We start from the raw sequence: 15,400 nt of genomic DNA, 5'->3' as shown, positions 1-15,400 counted from the left end.
CCCGGGCGGAGGCGATCGATTATCCCGTCGGCATGTGCCGGATGGGGACCACCGACAAGGCCGTCGTCGATCCCAGGCCGAGGGTCCGCGGCGGGGAAGGTCTGCGGGTGGTGACGCCCTCGATCATGCCGAACCTGATTGGCGGCAACACCGATGCCCCAACCATCCTGATCGCCGAAAAGGCCGCGGACATGATCCGCGCCGCGGCCTGAAGTTCTCACTCGGCAGCCTGGCCGACGCGTTCGATCCTGGCACTGGCCGCGAGCGCCTTCGTTGCGTCAACGGTTTCCTGGGCGACGTACCAGTAGCGGTCCTTGAGCTCGATGTTGAAGAGCACGCCTTGCGGAAAGCTGCATTCGGCCATCAGTTGCTGCCAGGGAATGTCGCCCCAGCCGACCGGCAAGTGCAGGTCGCCGTGGCCATAAGCCAGCCGCTCGCCCTCGGTGAACATCCAGATATCGTCCTGGCGACCGAAGCTGTCGTGGATGTGAAGGTGTTGCGCGAAAGGCGCGAGGGCCATGACCTCCTCGACGAAATCGCCGCGGCGGCCGTCGAAGTCGAGCTTGAGATAGGCATGACTGAAGTCGAGCGTCGCCTTGACGTTCGGATGGCCGATGCCTTGGAGTTCCGCAGCGAGGCGTGACGGCGACGAGGCATACACCTTGCCCTCGAAGCCTGCGAACAGGGTCTCCACGCAGAGCGTCAGCCCGTGCTGGCGGGCCACCTCGCCCGCCCTGGCGAGCCATTCGCGCTGGCGGCCATAGGCAGCTTCGATGCCGTCGCCCTGCTGGGTGCGGATGAGGCCCGAATGGACAACATAGTTGCCTGCCCCGACTTCGGCCGCGACCTCGAGCGAGGCTTCGAGCACCTCCATGTGGCGAGGCAGGCGCCAGGGCTCGTCCATGAAGTTGATCGCGAGCGGGCCATGGACGGAATAGACCACGTCGCGGCCGGCGCAGGCGCGCTTCAGCGCCTCAAGTTGCGGCTTGCGGATGCGCCCGCCGATGACGATGTCCATGTCGTATGTCGGTAGTTCGATGGCCTCCACGCCGAGCGCTTCGATCATGTCGAGCTCGGCGGCGAAATCGGAAAGGTCGTTCGCGCGTTTATGTGCGGAGATGCCGGTGCCGGTTGGGCCATTGGCGAGCATGGTGTCCGTCCTTTGAGGAAGAATAGAGACGCGGGCGCGTGAATCGAGCCTGCGGCGACGAACCTTGCCGCCCGAGCATGTCAGCCATCTGACGGGACGGTGACGTTTGGCTGAAGGCAGCGGTGAATATCGCGGTGGCGTCGACGAACCGACGCCGCCTGCGTTTTCCGACACATGCCGCTCGACATGCGCCGGCAAATGTCATTGAATCGTCATGAAAGCTCACGCTGGAATGAAGATTCGCTTCATGATCAGGACTTTGCTTACTTCGCGCTGGCGGCTCGCCTTGCTGGCCGGCCTGTGGACAATACCCGCAGTCGCCGCCGACCTCACTCCGGGCGAGATCCGCGACGAACTGGTCGGCCGGTCGATCACCTGGTGGGAGGACGGTGGCTGGTTCACCGGGCAGCTCATGTTCATGCCCGATGGAAGGGCCGAAATCACGGTCGACCGGCCGAGCGTGGCAGGCGACAGCGGGCGCTGGACCATCAAGGGCGGCGAAATCTGCACCGAGTGGGGCGACATCCGGTCCGGCATCGAGAAATGCTATTCGGTCCGGCGTAACGCGACCGGGCAGTTCGTCACGAGCGGCGGCAACGTCTTCCAGATCCGCGAAACCGGCGTCTAGTCTCTCGCTGCCGACCCTGGGCGGCTCCAGGGCGACCAATTTCCTGAACGCCGGAAGCGTCGCGCCGGCTGAGCGGTCACTCTGGGCACGCTGCCTCGATCGCTCCTTCCACACATGGAGAGTGCGATGGCGCTTTCGTTCGCGAACAGCTTTGGATTGTCGTCATTCTGTCACCGGACCACAACGTGACTGTCACCCGATCTCTCTAGGGGAGGCCCCTAGCGGGCGTCGTGCTCGCGCCATCTTCCTCTAGGAGAGACGAATGAAACGATTGATCCTGCTCGCGACGGCGGCCACCGCCATCGCCACGGGCGCCGGCGCGGCCGAGCGCACCAAGTTCGAATTCTGGTACGGCCTGACGGGCGACCTCGGCGAGGTGATTGCCAAGCAGTGCCAGCTCTTCAACGAGAGCCAGGACAAGTATGAGGCGGTCTGCACCGGCCAGGGCGGCTACGACAAGGCCGAGCAGAACACGATCGCCGCCTACCGCGCCAAGCAGCATCCGACCATCGTGCAGATCTACGATGCCGGCACGGTGAACTTCATGCTCTCCGGCGCGATCTACCCCGCCAACAAGTTCGCCCAGGATCACGGCATCGACGTCGACTGGAAGGGCTATTTCCCCGGGATCGCCAACTATTACGCGACCTCCTCGGGTGACATGTGGTCGTTCCCCTACAATTCCTCGACCGCCGTGTTCTACTGGAACAAGGACGCCTGGTCGAAGATCGGCAAGACCGAAGCGCCGAAGACCTGGGCCGAGTTCGGCGAGGACCTGAAGGCGCTGAAGGCGGCCGGCGTCGAATGCGGCTTTGCGCTCGACTTCGACACCTGGATGAACCTCGAGCAGTTCTCCGCCATCAACAACATTCCCATTGCGAGCCTCGACAACGGCTATGGCGGCCTGGGCGCCGAACTGGTCTTCAACAAGACCGCCTTCGTCGACCACATGAAGGATTTCAAGGCCTGGCTCGACGCCGGCTATGCCAAGATCCAGACTAGCCAGGTCGGCAAGAACCTCATCCAGTCCTTCGCTGACGGCTCCTGCGCGTCGACGACCTCGTCGATCGCCAACCACGGCACGGTCAAGAACACCCAGGTCGCCGACCTGAAGTGGGACGTCGCCGCCCTGCCCGCGATCGATGCTGCCAAGCGTACCAACTCGATCGTCGGCGGCGCCTCGCTGTGGATCATGGAAGGCAAGTCCAAGGAAGAATACGAAGCCGCCGCGGCCTTCATGAAATACATCACCGCGCCCGACACCGGCGAAAAGTACATCGCCGAGAACACCGGCTACATCCCGGTGACCACCAAGGGCTTCGAGCTGCTCAAGTCCGAAGGCTTCTACAACGATCCGAAGCGTGCCGGCCGCGAGGTCGCCATCGCCTCGCTGACGGCTTCCGAGGTCGGTCCGCTGTCGCGCGGCATCCGGCTCGGCAATTTCACCTCGATCCGCTCCGAGATCCGCGCCGAACTCGAGGCCGCCTTCACCGGCCAGAAGGACGTGCAGGCGGCACTCGACGCCGCCGTCGAACGCGGCAACCAGATCCTGCGCCGCTACGAGCAGACCTACAAGGGCGCCGCGCTGCCCTGATCGTCGCCTCCTCTCTCCGGACGCCGCCTGCCTGGCGGCGTCCGCTTCATATTTGTCCGGGGCCTCGGCTTTTGTCCGAAGCCTGGCTCCGGAGCGAGTTGCAAGGAGTCACCGCTTGGAAAAGCGCGCAACCTTCTCGAATCTGTGGCTGGCCGCGGCTTTCATCGCGCCGCAGATGATCCTGATCTTCGTCTTCTTCTATTGGCCGTCCGGCGAGGCGCTGTATTGGGCGCTGACGCTGGAGCCGCCATTCGGCGGCTCGAACGAATGGGTCGGCCTGCTCAATTTCCAGACGGTGTTCGCGGACCCGAAATACTGGGGCTCGGTGCGCGTGTCGCTCGCCTTCGCCTTCTTCGCGACGACGCTGTCGCTGGCCATCGCGGCCATGCTGGCGCTGTTCGTCGACCGCAGGCTGCCGGGCCACCAGGTCTACAAATTCACCTTCTTCCTGCCCTACGCGCTCGCCGCGCCCGCCGTCGGCCTGGCCTTCCGCTTCATCTTCTCGCCCGACGCGGGTTTCGTCTCCGCCATCAACCGCATCTTCCCGGGCCTCTGGAACCCCGCACTCGACGGCTACGATGCGCTCGCCCTGATCGTGATGGCGCAGGCCTGGACGATGGTCGGCTACAACTTCATCTTCTTCCTCGCCGCGCTGCAGTCGATCCCGCGCACCGTGACCGAGGCAGGCGCCATGGACGGCGCCGGCGTGACGCGCCGCATGTGGGACATCCAGCTGCCGCTGATCGCGCCGACACTGTTCTTCCTGATCGTCATCAACATCACCGACAGTTTCGTGAACTCCTTCGGCATCGTCGACATCACCACCGGCGGCGGCCCTGCCCGGGCGACCGACCTTATGGTCTACAAGATCTATTCCGACGGTTTCCAGGGCAAGGACTATTCGCTGGCCGCAGCGCAATCCATCGTGCTGATGGGCCTGATCATCCTCCTGACCTTCATCCAGTTCCGCTACGTCGAGCGGCGCGTCCACTATAGCTGAGGGCAGAGCGAGATGATCGAACGTACCCCCATCCTCGACTTCCTCACCCACACGCTGCTGGTGTTCAGCCTTGCCGCGCTGCTCATCCCCATCTGGATCGTCTTCGTTGCCGCCACACACGACTTCCACACCGTGAACCAGGTGCCGATGCCGCTGCTGCCCGGCTCGCATTTCCTGGAGAACATCGCGGCCGCCTGGGAGAAGGGCAATTTCGGACGGGTGATGCTGAACTCGCTGATCGTCGCCGGCGGCGTCACCATCGGCAAGATCGTCATCGCGGCGCTGTCGGCCTTCTCGATCGTCTATTTCAGCTACCGGCTGCGCTTGGTGATGTTCTGGCTGATCTTCATCACGCTGATGCTGCCGCTGGAAGTGCGCATCGTGCCGACCTATGCGGTGGCTGCCGACGCTTTGCGCCCGTTCCAGTCAATGCTCGACTTTGTCGGAATCGGCATCGACCTGCCGCAGTGGAACCTGCTCAACTCCTATTCCGGGCTGATCCTGCCGCTGATCGCAACCGCGACGGGCACCTTCCTCTACCGCCAGTTCTTCCTGACCGTTCCGGACGAGCTGACCGAAGCGGCCAAGATGGACGGCGCCGGCGCGGTGCGCTTCTTCCTCGAAGTGCTGATGCCGCTGTCGAAGACCAACATGGCCGCGCTCGCGACCATCATGTTCGTGTGGTCGTGGAACCAGTATCTGTGGCCGCTGCTCGTCGTCACCGACCAGCAGAATTTCGCTACCGCGACGATGCAGTTGCAGAAGGTCGTTCCCGGCCCGCTGTTCGGCGAGCCGCCGGTCTGGAACGTGGCCATGGCGGCCAACTTGATCGTGCTGACCCCGCCGGTGCTCGTCACCATCCTGCTGCAGCGCTGGTTCGTGCGCGGCCTGATCCAGACCGACAAGTAACGGAGCTATCCAATGGCCGATATCGCCCTTCGCGACGTCCGCAAGACCTACGGCAAGACCGAGGTCGTCCACGGCGTCAATCTCGACATCGCCCATGGCGAACTGGTCGTCATTCTCGGCCCCTCAGGCTGCGGCAAGTCGACCCTGCTGCGAATGGTGGCCGGCCTGGAAGGCATCACCGCCGGCGAGATCGCCATCGGCGGCAAGGTGGTGAACCGGATGGAGCCGCGCGAGCGCGGATGCGCCATGGTGTTCCAGAACTATGCGCTCTATCCGCATATGACCGTGGCCGAAAACATCGGCTATGCGATGAAGATCGCCGGCATGCCGAAGGCGGAACGCAAGGAGAAGGTCGGCAAGGTGGCCGCCTCGCTCGGTCTCTCAGAATTCCTCGACCGCAAGCCGGGGCAGCTATCGGGCGGGCAGCGCCAGCGTGTCGCCATGGGCCGCGCCATGATCCGCGAGCCGAAGGTGTTCCTCTATGACGAGCCGCTGTCCAACCTCGACGCGCGGCTGAGGGTGGCGATGCGCGTCGAGATCCGCAAGCTGCACCAGCGGCTCGGAACGACGACGCTGTTCGTGACCCACGACCAGGTCGAGGCGATGACGCTCGCCGACCGGATCGTGGTCATGAACAAGGGCGTGGTCGAGCAGGTCGGCAGCCCGACCGATGTCTATCAACGGCCGGAAACGACCTATGTCGCGGGTTTCATCGGCACGCCCGGCTTGAACCTGCTGCCTGCCGTTGCCGATGTCGACGCCGGCATCGTCACGTTGCGGGACGGCCAGCGCCTCGCCTATGATCGCGGCCGCTGGCCCGATATCGGCCATGGGCCGGTGACGATCGGCTTCCGTGCCGAAGCGGTCAGCCTCGCGCCGAACGGCCTCTCCGGACGCTTCGACTTCGCCGAGGAATTGGGGGCGGCGCAGCTCATCCACGGCACCTTCGCCGGCGAGACCGTCGTTGCCCATCTCTCCGGCAGCAATCACTTCTCGCCGGGCGACCCGCTGTCGTTCCGGGTCGCCCCCCTCCGACGTCCAGTTGTTCGACGCCGAGACCGGCCATCGCCTCGCCGGCGAAGTCAGACCGGCGGCCGAGACCAGGAAGGCGACTCCGATCCTGGTGAAGGCGTGACCGGCTGCGCAAAAACGGTCGGCCCGCGACGGTGGCGGGACCGGCCGTCTGCACGCCCGACTTGAGCATGTAGTAGGGAATGCGCCCGGCCTGGGCGGGTGTCGTAAGCGGGGGCTTGGGCCGCACGGTGGCCGGGCGCTTGCCGCGGGTGGGACCTCGGCCATGTGAAGATAGCATAGCGCCCGATTTCCGATATCGCCCGAACGGGCAGAGATCGATTTAGCCGATACCGGCTATCTGGAACGCCGCGCAAGCCTCGGAAACGCAAAACCACTTGGACGGAACGAAGAGCTCGGCACCATGCCGTCTTCTTGCGCCCCAGCGTCCTACATCATCCGCGGCGGCGCGAAAAAGCAAACCCAGCGCCATTCAAGAGTAGAGGCGTTTTCGTTGAACAGCGCGCTTTCGCAAATATGGAAGCGAAAATCCGGCGAACTCTGCACGCGAGCGGCAGGCACTCTCCAATACCGCGGCAGATAGACATAGCTGCCGTCAGCCAGCTCACGGACGTCGCCGTCTTCTATTGCGCGGCAATCCATGTCGCCGCAGCAGCCTATCCGCGTCACCGGATCGACCTTGCCGGTGTACCAGTCATGTGCGGCAGCCGGACAGATCGGGAGGGCCAAAAGTATCGCCAACAGTCGGACATGCATCTTGCCCTCCCATTTGTCTGATAATTAGAGATATCAGATGCGCGACTGCAGAAAACAGACAGCAAAAGGAAGCCGGTCAGACTGTCCATTGTTGTTAGCCCCACCACAAGCCGGGAGCGCGCTTCGTGCCGATCTTGACGCTTGGTGAGAAGGGGATGCGTTTCTACGGCCAGGCAGCGAACGAGGCAGACCCCGGCGCCGGCGCGCTTGCGAACGCGCTCTTGCGGAAGGCGCCCGGGGTCTGGCCGGTCAGCCGACGAAAGAACCTGTTGAAGTAGGCGGGGTCACGGAAGCCGAGGCTGTAGCCGACCTGCTCGACGGACATGTCGGTCTGTTCCAGGCGGGTGCGGGCCTCTTCGATGAGGCGCGCATGGATGATGGCGAGCGGCGTTTGGCCCGCGAGGCGCATGCAGGCTTCGTGCAGATGGCTGCGTGTGACGTTGAGGCTGCGCGCATAGTCCTCGACCCCGAGCCCTTCGCGGAAATGCAGTTCGACAAGCTGGCGGAAGCGCTGGATCGTCGTCGCGCCACCTCCATGGGCGACCGCTGCTCCACGGCTTCGCCAAAGATGCAAAAGGATCACGCCGAGATGGAAGCCGGTGATGGCGTTCGCCCCAGGCTGCTGGACACGCACCTCGCGGACGATGCCTGCAAAACTCGTCCACAACTCGTCGATGACAGGCAACACGTCCTCGGCCGTGGCGATGACGAGCTGGTCCATCATGGCGCGCATGTCGGCGGCGAGCACGCTGTCGCCCACCGTGCGCCAGACGAATTCCTCGGCTGCTGAAAAGGTGAAACCGCTCGATCCGGCGTCCATCCTCACCACGCCGTTCGTTGGAAGCGGGATCCAGACGACGGCCGGTCCCATGAGTTCCATCGACTCTCCATCCTCGGGGACCAGGCTGGCGACGCCGTCGGCCACGAAAAAGCACAGGCAGTCGCTTCTGCCGGCATGGGCAATCGACCAGCTGCGATGCGAAAATCCCGGATCGACGCGTGCCGCGCTGACCAAGGCGCCCTGCCTTGCGGGTTGCCGCCGCGCCCGGCCGGCTTCTGCGTTCACTCCTCTCGCCTCCAAGCCGCTATTCCTCCGCTTTTGGCGACAGAAGTACAAGAGGTTTCCAGAAAAGTACATTGTTAAGGAGCCGATATGCGACTTTACTCAGCTCAAGGCGGGCCGAGACCGCCGCAGGGAGGAGATCAGGAAATGACCGCCGAGGCAGCGCCACGGGCGCTCCGGCTTTTCCCCGGAGCTCATCGCGGTGTCGGAGAGAAACCGGCCGCCTTCGTTCCAGAATACGGCCAGCATGCCCCCGCTCCGTTCCGCGCCGCGATCCAGGCGGCGAATGCGGCGGCGGCCGCCTTTCCCGCCTGGTCGGCACTCGGTCCCGGCGAGCGCCGCATGCGCCTGCTGAAGGCCGCCGACGCGCTGGAAGCGCGTCGCGAACTCTTCGGCGCCGCCATGGCAGACGAGATCGGCGCGACCAAAGGCTGGACCGAATTCAACATCGCGCTTGGTGTCGAGATGCTGCGCGAAGCCGCGGCGACGACATCAGACGTCACCGGTTCCCTGCTTCCCTCCGATCGGCCAGGCATGCTGGCGATGGCGATCCGCCAGCCGGTCGGCGTCGTGCTCGGCATCGCGCCCTGGAACGTGCCTGTCGTGCTCGGGGTTCGCGCGCTCGCCATGCCGCTGGCCTGCGGCAACACCGTCGTGCTCAAGGCGTCCGAGATCTGCCCCAGGACCCACCGGCTGCTCGGCGAGGTGCTCGGTGAGGCCGGGCTCGGCGACGGCATTGTTTCGGTCGTCACCAACGAGGTCGAGGACGCCTCGGCGGTCGTGGAGACGTTGATCGCGCATCCCGCGGTCCGGCGGGTGAATTTCACGGGCTCGACGCGGGTCGGCCGAATGGTGGCCGAACTCAGCGCCAGGCATTTGAAGCCGGCTCTGCTCGAGCTCGGCGGCAAGGCGCCCCTGCTCGTGCTCGACGACGCCGATCTCGACGAGGCGGTGAAGGCCGCCTGCTACGGCGCCTTCTTGAACCAGGGCCAGATCTGCATGTCGACCGAGCGCGTGATCGTCGACGAGTCGGTCGCCGATGTCTTCGTCGACAAGCTCGTTCGCAGGGCCTCGCGCCTGCTGGCCGGTCACCCGCCCGACAGCGACGCCCCGCTCGGCCCGCTCGTCGGCCACGACGCCGTCGGCCGCATCGGCGGGCTGGTCAAGGATGCAGTCGCCAAGGGCGGCCGGATCGTCGCCGGCGGGCGTGTCGACGGAACGCTGATGGATGCGACCGTCATTGATCACGTGACATCGGCGATGCGCATCTATGACGAGGAATGCTTCGGGCCGGTCCTGCCGGTCATCCGGGTGCACGGGGACGAGGAAGCCATCCGCGTCGCCAACGACACCGAATATGCGCTGTCCTCTGCGGTCTTCACCCGCGACCTGCAGCGTGGGCTCGCCGTGGCACAGCGCGTCGAGGCGGGCATCTGCCACATCAACGGAGCGACCGTCCATGACGAGCCGCATATGCCTTTCGGCGGCATGAAGGCTTCCGGCTACGGCCGTTTCGGCGGTCGCTTCGCGATCGAGGAATTCACCGAACTGCGCTGGATCACGGCATCCACGAAGCCGGTCGACTACTCGATCTAGAAAGCATGGCCGGCCTCGGGCCGGCTCGAAGGGGAATGGGGGAGTGCCTCGGCGCTCCGTAACAAGGGAGAAGATCATGACGAAAGACAGGAACGGCAAGGCGGGGAGGATGACCCGGCGCGATTTCATCGGGGCGACGGCGGCCACGGGTCTGGCCCTGACCGTCGGGCAACGTGCGTTCGCCCAGTCGGGCGACAGCTTGAAGGTCGGCTTCATCAGCCCGCGCACCGGAGCGCTGGCCGGCTTCGGCGAAACCGACGGCTATGTGCTGGACCATGTGCGCAAGGCGATCGAGGCCGGCATTGATCTGGGTGGCAAGAAATTCAGCGTCGAGATTCTCGACCAGGATACGCAGTCCGATCCTTCACGCGCCAGTCAGCTCGCCAAGAGCCTGATCAACGACAGCCAGGTCGACCTGATGCTGGCGGTCTCGACGCCCGAAACCATCAATCCGGTCGCGGATGCCTGCGAAGCGGCCGGCGTGCCGTGCCTTTCGACCGTCATGCCCTGGGAAGCCTGGTATTTCGGCCGGGGCGCCAAGCCGGGCCAGCCGTCGCCGTTCAAATGGACCTACCATTTCGGCTTCGGCGTGAACGAGTTCTTCAAGGCCTATGCGTCGCAATGGAAGCTGATCGAGACCAACAAGAAGGTCGGCGTGATGTATCCCAACGACGCGGACGGCAACGCCATCCGCGCCAATCTCGCGCCGCTGCTGGCCAAGGAAGGCTTCACCATCGTCGATCCGGGCGCCTATGAGACCGGCACCACCGACTTCTCCTCGCAGATAGCGCTGTTCAAGCAGGAAGGCGTCGAGATCTTCAACAGCTTCCCCATCCCGCCAGACTTCGCCGCCTTCTGGCGCCAGGCGGCCCAGCAGGGCCTGACGCGCCAGATCAAGATCGCCCAGATCGCCAAGACCGGCCTCTTCCCGTCGGGCGTCGAGGCGCTCGGCGACCTCGGCTTCAACCTCGCCAGCGCCGCCTATTGGCACAAGGCCTTCCCGTACAAGTCGAGCCTCACCGGCATCACCGGAACCGAGCTCGCCAACGGCTACGAAGCGGCAAGCGGCAAGCAGTGGACGCAGCAGCTCGGCGCGACGCTTTCGCTGTTCGATGCCGGCTTCGAGGCGCTGAAAACCGCTACCGACGCCAAGAGCAAGGAAGCCGTGGCCAAGGCGATCTCGACCTTGAAGACCGTCACCATCGCCGGCGCGGTCGATTTCACCGCGGGGCCTGTGCCCAACGTTTCGCCCGGACCGATCATCGGCACGCAGTGGGTCAAGGCGCCGGAAGGCTCCAAATTCCCGCTCGACTACGTGATCACCGAGAATGCCACCGACACCAATGTCCCGGTGTCGGCGAAGCTGATCCCCTACAACGGTTGATCGGGGACAGGATCGCGTCGTGGCGATGACATCAGTGCTTTCCGCCACGGGGATCCACAAGCGCTTCGGCGCGCTTGTGGTCCTCGACGGCGTCGACTTCAGCGTCGATGCCGACAAGGCCGTCGGCATCGTCGGTCCCAATGGCGCCGGCAAGACCACGCTGCTCAGCATACTTTCCGGCGCCCAGGCGCCCAATGCCGGGACGATCAGCTTCCGCGGCACTGATGTGACGGCAATGAGCGCGCCGCAACGCTGCCGCCTTGGGCTGGTGCGCACCCATCAGGTTCCCCAACCCTTCAGCGGCATGACCACTTTCGAGAACGTCTATGTCGCGGCCTCCCATGGCGGCGCCGTCTCGCGCGACGAAGCCTATGAGCGCTCGATCGACTCGCTGCGCCTGTGCGGCATGCTCAAGCTCTCCAACCGGCCGGCCGAGACGCTCGGCCTGCTCGACCGCAAGCGGCTCGAACTTGCCCGGGCGCTCGCGACCAATCCGACACTGCTGCTGCTCGACGAGATCGGCGGCGGCCTGACCGACGCCGAGGCCAACGAACTGGTCGGAACCATCCTCGAATTGAAGCGTCGCGGCATCGGCATCGTCTGGATCGAACACATCGTCCATATCCTGGTTCAGGTCGCCCAGAGGCTGATCTGCATGGATGCCGGGAAGATCATCGCGGACGGCGATCCCGATGCGGTCATGTCCAACCCTGATGTGGTCAAGGCCTATCTCGGCGGAGGTGTCCAATGAGCCTCCTGTCCGTCACCGATCTCGACGTCCGCCACGGCCTGCTGCCAGCGGTGCGCGGCATCACCCTCGAGGTCGCCAAGGGAGAGACGCTCGCCCTTATCGGCGCCAATGGCTCAGGCAAGACGACGCTGCTGCGCGCCATAGCAGGCGCACACATACCCGCAGCCGGCAGCATCAGCTTTGCCGGACAGGACGTGACAAGCCTGCCGTCACACCGGCGCGTCGGGCTCGGCATCGCGCTCGTGCCGGAGGGCCGGCGCCTGTTCGCCCAGATGACCGTCGAGGAGAATCTCCTGCTCGGCCGCACCGCCGGTCGCCCCGGCGACTGGACGGTCGATGCCGTGATGGAAGCCTTTCCGAACCTCAAGCCCCGCCGTCATGCAAGGACGGGCACGCTTTCGGGTGGAGAACAGCAGGCGACCGCGATCGGGCGCGCTTTGATGAGCAACCCCGACATGCTGCTTCTCGACGAGGTGTCGCTCGGCCTGTCGCCGCTGGTGGTCGATCGCGTCTATGCCTCGCTGCAGGGGCTGCTTTCGTCCGGAACCACGATCGTGCTCGTCGAGCAGGACCTCGACCGCGCCATGCGCGTATCCGACCGTGTCGTCTGCATGCTGGAGGGGTGTGTCGTTCTGGAAAGCCCGGCCAGGGACGTGACGCGCGAGCAGGTCACGCAAGCCTATTTCGGCCTCCACAAACTGAAAAAGACGGGCACCGCCCCATGATCCTCAACCAGATCGTCCAGGGCGTGCTGCTCGGCGGCTACTACGCGCTGATCGCCTGCGGCCTGTCCTTCATGTTCAGCGTCATGCGCATCATCAATCTGGCGCATGGCAGCCTCGCGGTGCTGGCCGCCTACGCCTTGTTCGTGCTCGCCGAACGCTTCGGGCTCTCGCCCTTCGCCGGGCTCCTGGTCGTCCTGCCCGGCATGGCTGTCATCGGCTTCCTGCTGCAGCGCCTCGTGCTCGAACGCAGCAGCAGGGCCGGCCAGCTCGTGCCGATCCTCGCGACCTTCGGGCTCGCCATCGTGCTCGACAATCTGATGTTCGAGCAGTTCGGCGCCGACACGCGTTCGCTTGCGCCCTATATCGGCTCGCTTTCCTACGATTCCTGGGCGCTCACAAGCACGATCTATGTCGGCAAGCTCGCGGTCCTGACCTTTGCCGCGGCGGTCGCGGTGCTCGGCGCGCTGCAGCTTTTCCTGAGCTACACCCCGCTCGGCCGTGCGATCCGGGCGACATCGGAGGATCCCGACACGTCGGGCCTTGTCGGCATCGACGCGCGCAGGGTGAACGCCATCGCGGCGGCCATCGCCATGATGACGGTCGGCCTTGCGGGTGCTGCCCTCGGCATGCGGGCGACCTTCGACCCCTATGCCGGCGCGCCGCAGCTTCTCTTCGCCTTCGAAGCGGCCGTCATCGGCGGCGCGGGCTCGGTCTGGGGAACGCTTGCCGGCGGGATCATCCTCGGCCTCGCCCAGTCGCTCGGAGCGCAGATCGATCCGAAAGGCTTCCTGATCGCGGGCCATGCCGTTTTCCTGGCCGTACTCTTCGCCCGGCTCTTCATTCCCGGCCTCGGCTTCGGGTTCCGCATCCGCTCTCTCTTCAGGCGCGCGTCATGAACGGCATAACCATCGAGCGCTGGACGCTCTCCTCGAAGATCGCCGTGGGCGGCGTGCTGGCCCTGCTCGTGCTGCTTGCCTTCGCGCCTGAGTTCCTCCGTCCCGGCCTCGTCGACCGGCTCACCACGCTGTTCATCTACGTCATCCTGGCTGCGATGTGGAACGCGCTCGCCGGTTATGGCGGCCTCGTCTCCGTTGGTCAGCAGGTGTTCTTCGGGCTCGGCGCGTATCTCTCGATCCGGCTCGCCGATGGCGGCTTCAGCGTCTATCCCTCGCTCGTCGCGGCCGCGCTGCTGGTCGGCCTGTTCGCGCTTCCGCTCTCCTTCCTCATGCTGCGGCTGAAGGGCGGCGAATTCGCCATCGGCATGTGGGTGGTCTCGGCGCTCACCCATCTCTGCGTCAATCTCGACCCGCTGATCCAGGGCGAGACCGGGACGTCGCTGATTGCCCTCAACACCTTCGATGCTTCCGCGCGACGGGCCTACACCTACTGGATGGCGCTCGGCGCCATGACCGCTCTTCTCGGCCTGCTGTTCCTCTTGCTCAGGAGCAGACTCGGCGCGGCGATCCAGGCGATCCGCGACAATGAGGGCGCGGCGGCCTCCGTCGGCGTCCGCGTGCTTTCCACCAAGCGGGTCATCTTCATCCTGGCAGCGGCCGGTGCCGGCATGGCGGGCGCCCTCTGGCTCGCCACGGCGCTGACCTTCCAGCCGAAGACCTATTTCAGCGTCCAGTGGACGGCCTACATGATCTTCATGGTGCTGGTCGGCGGCATCGGCCGGTTCGAGGGAGCCATCCTCGGCGCCATCCTCTTTTTCCTGATCGAGACATGGTTCGGCGGCGCGGGCGTCTGGTACCTCGTCGGTCTCGGAGCCGTGGCACTGCTGTTCTCGCTGCTCCTGCCACGCGGCATCTGGGGTTGGGTCGAGGACCGCTTCGGCCTGCGACTGCTGCCGGTCGGCTATCAGGTGCGGTTCTCCGCAGACGACCCTCCCGGGCATCCGGCAGCCGGCCTCGTCGCCGGCCCGGGCGTGGCGACACGAGGCTGACAATCCAACCGGCGCTTACCGCCGATCCCAAGGAGACAAGGACAATGTTGTTTGGAAAGACTTTGCTCATCACGGGCGTTTCGTCCGGCATCGGCGCACGCACCGCCGAGTTCGCCGGACAACTGGGTGCCGACGTGATCGGCGTCGATGTCCGCGAGCCCTCCCTCGCCTCCATGGCCTTCATCAAAGGCGACCTCTCGTCGAAATCAGGTGTGGACGAGATCGTCGCGCAACTGCCGAAACGGTTCGACGCGCTGTGCAATGTCGCCGGCCTGTCCGGAGCAACCGGAGCGGTCGGCACGCTGTCCGTCAATTTCTACGGCCTGCGGGCGCTGTCCGAAGCCGTCGCGCCGAGGCTGCGTGAGGGCGGCGCGATCGTCAACGTCGCCTCGATCGCGGGTTACGGCTGGCGCGCCAACCAGAACCGGGCGCTGTCGATGATCAATGTCGAGGGCTTCCCCGATGTCGCCGAGGTCGTCGCGGGCCACGCGATCCAGGACAGCGAGTCCTACCCGGTCTCCAAGGAGCTTCTGCTTCTATGGACCTTCCGCGCCGCGCATCTCGAGCGCTTCAAGAGCCGCGGCATCAGGGTCAATGCGGTGAGCCCGGGACCCGTCGAAACCCCGATCCTGAAGCAGTTCCGGGCCGTGCTTGGCGACAGCCGCGTCGATAGCGACATCAGCGCCGTCGGCCGGGCGGGAACGCCGGCAGACATCGCGCCGGTGATCCTGTTCCTCTGCTCCGACGGCGCGCGCTGGATCAACGGCGCCAACATCGCAGCCGACGGTGGACTGGAGGCCGCCGTGAACGCGCAGGTCCTCGGTTTCTGAAAAGCAAATCCGGCAGTCACCCAAATCTGGCAGTCAC

Annotated in this window: 14 protein-coding genes and 2 pseudogenes; 13 read left to right on the top strand and 3 right to left on the bottom strand. The window is 65.2% G+C overall.

The window, feature by feature from the left end; all coding sequences use genetic code 11:
• Positions 1-14: 14 nt before the first annotated feature.
• Positions 15-212: pseudogene (locus tag JN280_RS18115) on the top strand (GMC oxidoreductase); the annotation flags it as partial.
• Between the two features lie 5 nt (positions 213-217).
• Here the strand turns inward: JN280_RS18115 and JN280_RS18110 are convergent.
• The gene (locus JN280_RS18110) at positions 218-1,150 is read right to left on the bottom strand and encodes a sugar phosphate isomerase/epimerase family protein (protein ID WP_202314038.1); all 933 of its coding nucleotides are present in this window, start codon (positions 1,148-1,150) and stop codon (positions 218-220) included.
• A gap of 247 nt (positions 1,151-1,397) precedes the next feature.
• Between JN280_RS18110 and JN280_RS18105 the strand changes: the two genes are divergently transcribed.
• From JN280_RS18105 to JN280_RS18085, 5 genes and pseudogenes are all read left to right on the top strand, one after another.
• Positions 1,398-1,778, top strand: a complete 381-nt coding sequence (locus JN280_RS18105) for a hypothetical protein (RefSeq protein ID WP_202314037.1) — start codon at positions 1,398-1,400, stop codon at positions 1,776-1,778.
• Positions 1,779-2,040: 262 nt separating this feature from the next.
• Complete coding sequence (locus JN280_RS18100; protein WP_202314036.1) at positions 2,041-3,372, top strand: extracellular solute-binding protein; 1,332 nt, start codon at positions 2,041-2,043, stop codon at positions 3,370-3,372.
• Positions 3,373-3,487: 115 nt separating this feature from the next.
• Complete coding sequence (locus JN280_RS18095; RefSeq protein WP_202314035.1) at positions 3,488-4,372, top strand: carbohydrate ABC transporter permease; 885 nt, start codon at positions 3,488-3,490, stop codon at positions 4,370-4,372.
• A gap of 12 nt (positions 4,373-4,384) precedes the next feature.
• The gene (locus JN280_RS18090; RefSeq protein WP_202314033.1) at positions 4,385-5,281 is read left to right on the top strand and encodes an ABC transporter permease subunit; all 897 of its coding nucleotides are present in this window, start codon (positions 4,385-4,387) and stop codon (positions 5,279-5,281) included.
• A 12-nt stretch (positions 5,282-5,293) separates the two neighbouring features.
• Positions 5,294-6,416: pseudogene (locus JN280_RS18085) on the top strand (ABC transporter ATP-binding protein).
• Between the two features lie 326 nt (positions 6,417-6,742).
• Here JN280_RS18085 and JN280_RS18080 read toward each other — a convergent pair.
• Positions 6,743-7,069 (bottom strand): hypothetical protein, encoded by a 327-nt coding sequence (locus tag JN280_RS18080; RefSeq protein WP_202314029.1) that lies wholly within the window; start codon positions 7,067-7,069, stop codon positions 6,743-6,745.
• 163 nt (positions 7,070-7,232) lie between these two features.
• A complete protein-coding gene (locus JN280_RS18075; RefSeq protein ID WP_202314027.1) occupies positions 7,233-8,135 on the bottom strand; it encodes a helix-turn-helix domain-containing protein in 903 nt (300 codons plus the stop codon).
• 144 nt (positions 8,136-8,279) lie between these two features.
• Between JN280_RS18075 and JN280_RS18070 the strand changes: the two genes are divergently transcribed.
• The 7 genes from JN280_RS18070 (at position 8,280) to JN280_RS18040 (ending at position 15,363) form a co-directional block, all read left to right on the top strand.
• On the top strand, positions 8,280-9,728 hold the full coding sequence (locus JN280_RS18070; RefSeq protein ID WP_202314025.1) for an aldehyde dehydrogenase: 1,449 nt from the start codon (positions 8,280-8,282) through the stop codon (positions 9,726-9,728).
• 76 nt (positions 9,729-9,804) lie between these two features.
• Positions 9,805-11,112 carry an ABC transporter substrate-binding protein gene (locus tag JN280_RS18065; protein WP_244743391.1) on the top strand — a complete coding sequence of 436 codons (1,308 nt, stop codon included), beginning with the start codon at positions 9,805-9,807 and terminating at the stop codon, positions 11,110-11,112.
• A gap of 25 nt (positions 11,113-11,137) precedes the next feature.
• Positions 11,138-11,863: an ABC transporter ATP-binding protein gene (locus JN280_RS18060; protein ID WP_202314844.1), complete on the top strand. Its 726-nt coding sequence runs from the start codon at positions 11,138-11,140 to the stop codon at positions 11,861-11,863.
• Entirely contained in the window at positions 11,860-12,588 is a 729-nt protein-coding gene (locus JN280_RS18055; RefSeq protein ID WP_202314023.1) for an ABC transporter ATP-binding protein, read from the top strand. Before JN280_RS18060 ends, JN280_RS18055 begins: the two co-directional genes overlap by 4 nt.
• A complete protein-coding gene (locus tag JN280_RS18050; RefSeq protein WP_446720734.1) occupies positions 12,585-13,484 on the top strand; it encodes a branched-chain amino acid ABC transporter permease in 900 nt (299 codons plus the stop codon). Before JN280_RS18055 ends, JN280_RS18050 begins: the two co-directional genes overlap by 4 nt.
• Positions 13,481-14,533, top strand: a complete 1,053-nt coding sequence (locus tag JN280_RS18045; protein ID WP_202314022.1) for a branched-chain amino acid ABC transporter permease — start codon at positions 13,481-13,483, stop codon at positions 14,531-14,533. The genes JN280_RS18050 and JN280_RS18045 overlap by 4 nt, the downstream gene beginning before the upstream one ends.
• Positions 14,534-14,577: 44 nt before the next feature.
• Positions 14,578-15,363 (top strand): coniferyl-alcohol dehydrogenase, encoded by a 786-nt coding sequence (locus tag JN280_RS18040; protein WP_202314021.1) that lies wholly within the window; start codon positions 14,578-14,580, stop codon positions 15,361-15,363.
• Positions 15,364-15,400 lie beyond the last annotated feature (37 nt).

The organism is Mesorhizobium sp. L-8-10 (assembly GCF_016756635.1).
Taxonomy (GTDB): domain Bacteria; phylum Pseudomonadota; class Alphaproteobacteria; order Rhizobiales; family Rhizobiaceae.
The sequence above is the reverse complement of the archived record's forward strand: the minus strand, read 5'-3'. Positions and strand labels throughout refer to the sequence as shown.

Coding starts and splice junctions, on each gene's coding strand:
- JN280_RS18110 (WP_202314038.1), bottom strand. CDS start 1,150: ATGCTCGCCAATGGCCCAACCGGCACCGGCATCTCCGCACATAAACGC.
- JN280_RS18105 (WP_202314037.1), top strand. CDS start 1,398: ATGATCAGGACTTTGCTTACTTCGCGCTGGCGGCTCGCCTTGCTGGCC.
- JN280_RS18100 (WP_202314036.1), top strand. CDS start 2,041: ATGAAACGATTGATCCTGCTCGCGACGGCGGCCACCGCCATCGCCACG.
- JN280_RS18090 (WP_202314033.1), top strand. CDS start 4,385: ATGATCGAACGTACCCCCATCCTCGACTTCCTCACCCACACGCTGCTG.
- JN280_RS18080 (WP_202314029.1), bottom strand. CDS start 7,069: ATGCATGTCCGACTGTTGGCGATACTTTTGGCCCTCCCGATCTGTCCG.
- JN280_RS18070 (WP_202314025.1), top strand. CDS start 8,280: ATGACCGCCGAGGCAGCGCCACGGGCGCTCCGGCTTTTCCCCGGAGCT.
- JN280_RS18065 (WP_244743391.1), top strand. CDS start 9,805: ATGACGAAAGACAGGAACGGCAAGGCGGGGAGGATGACCCGGCGCGAT.
- JN280_RS18060 (WP_202314844.1), top strand. CDS start 11,138: ATGACATCAGTGCTTTCCGCCACGGGGATCCACAAGCGCTTCGGCGCG.
- JN280_RS18055 (WP_202314023.1), top strand. CDS start 11,860: ATGAGCCTCCTGTCCGTCACCGATCTCGACGTCCGCCACGGCCTGCTG.
- JN280_RS18050 (WP_446720734.1), top strand. CDS start 12,585: ATGATCCTCAACCAGATCGTCCAGGGCGTGCTGCTCGGCGGCTACTAC.
- JN280_RS18045 (WP_202314022.1), top strand. CDS start 13,481: ATGAACGGCATAACCATCGAGCGCTGGACGCTCTCCTCGAAGATCGCC.
- JN280_RS18040 (WP_202314021.1), top strand. CDS start 14,578: ATGTTGTTTGGAAAGACTTTGCTCATCACGGGCGTTTCGTCCGGCATC.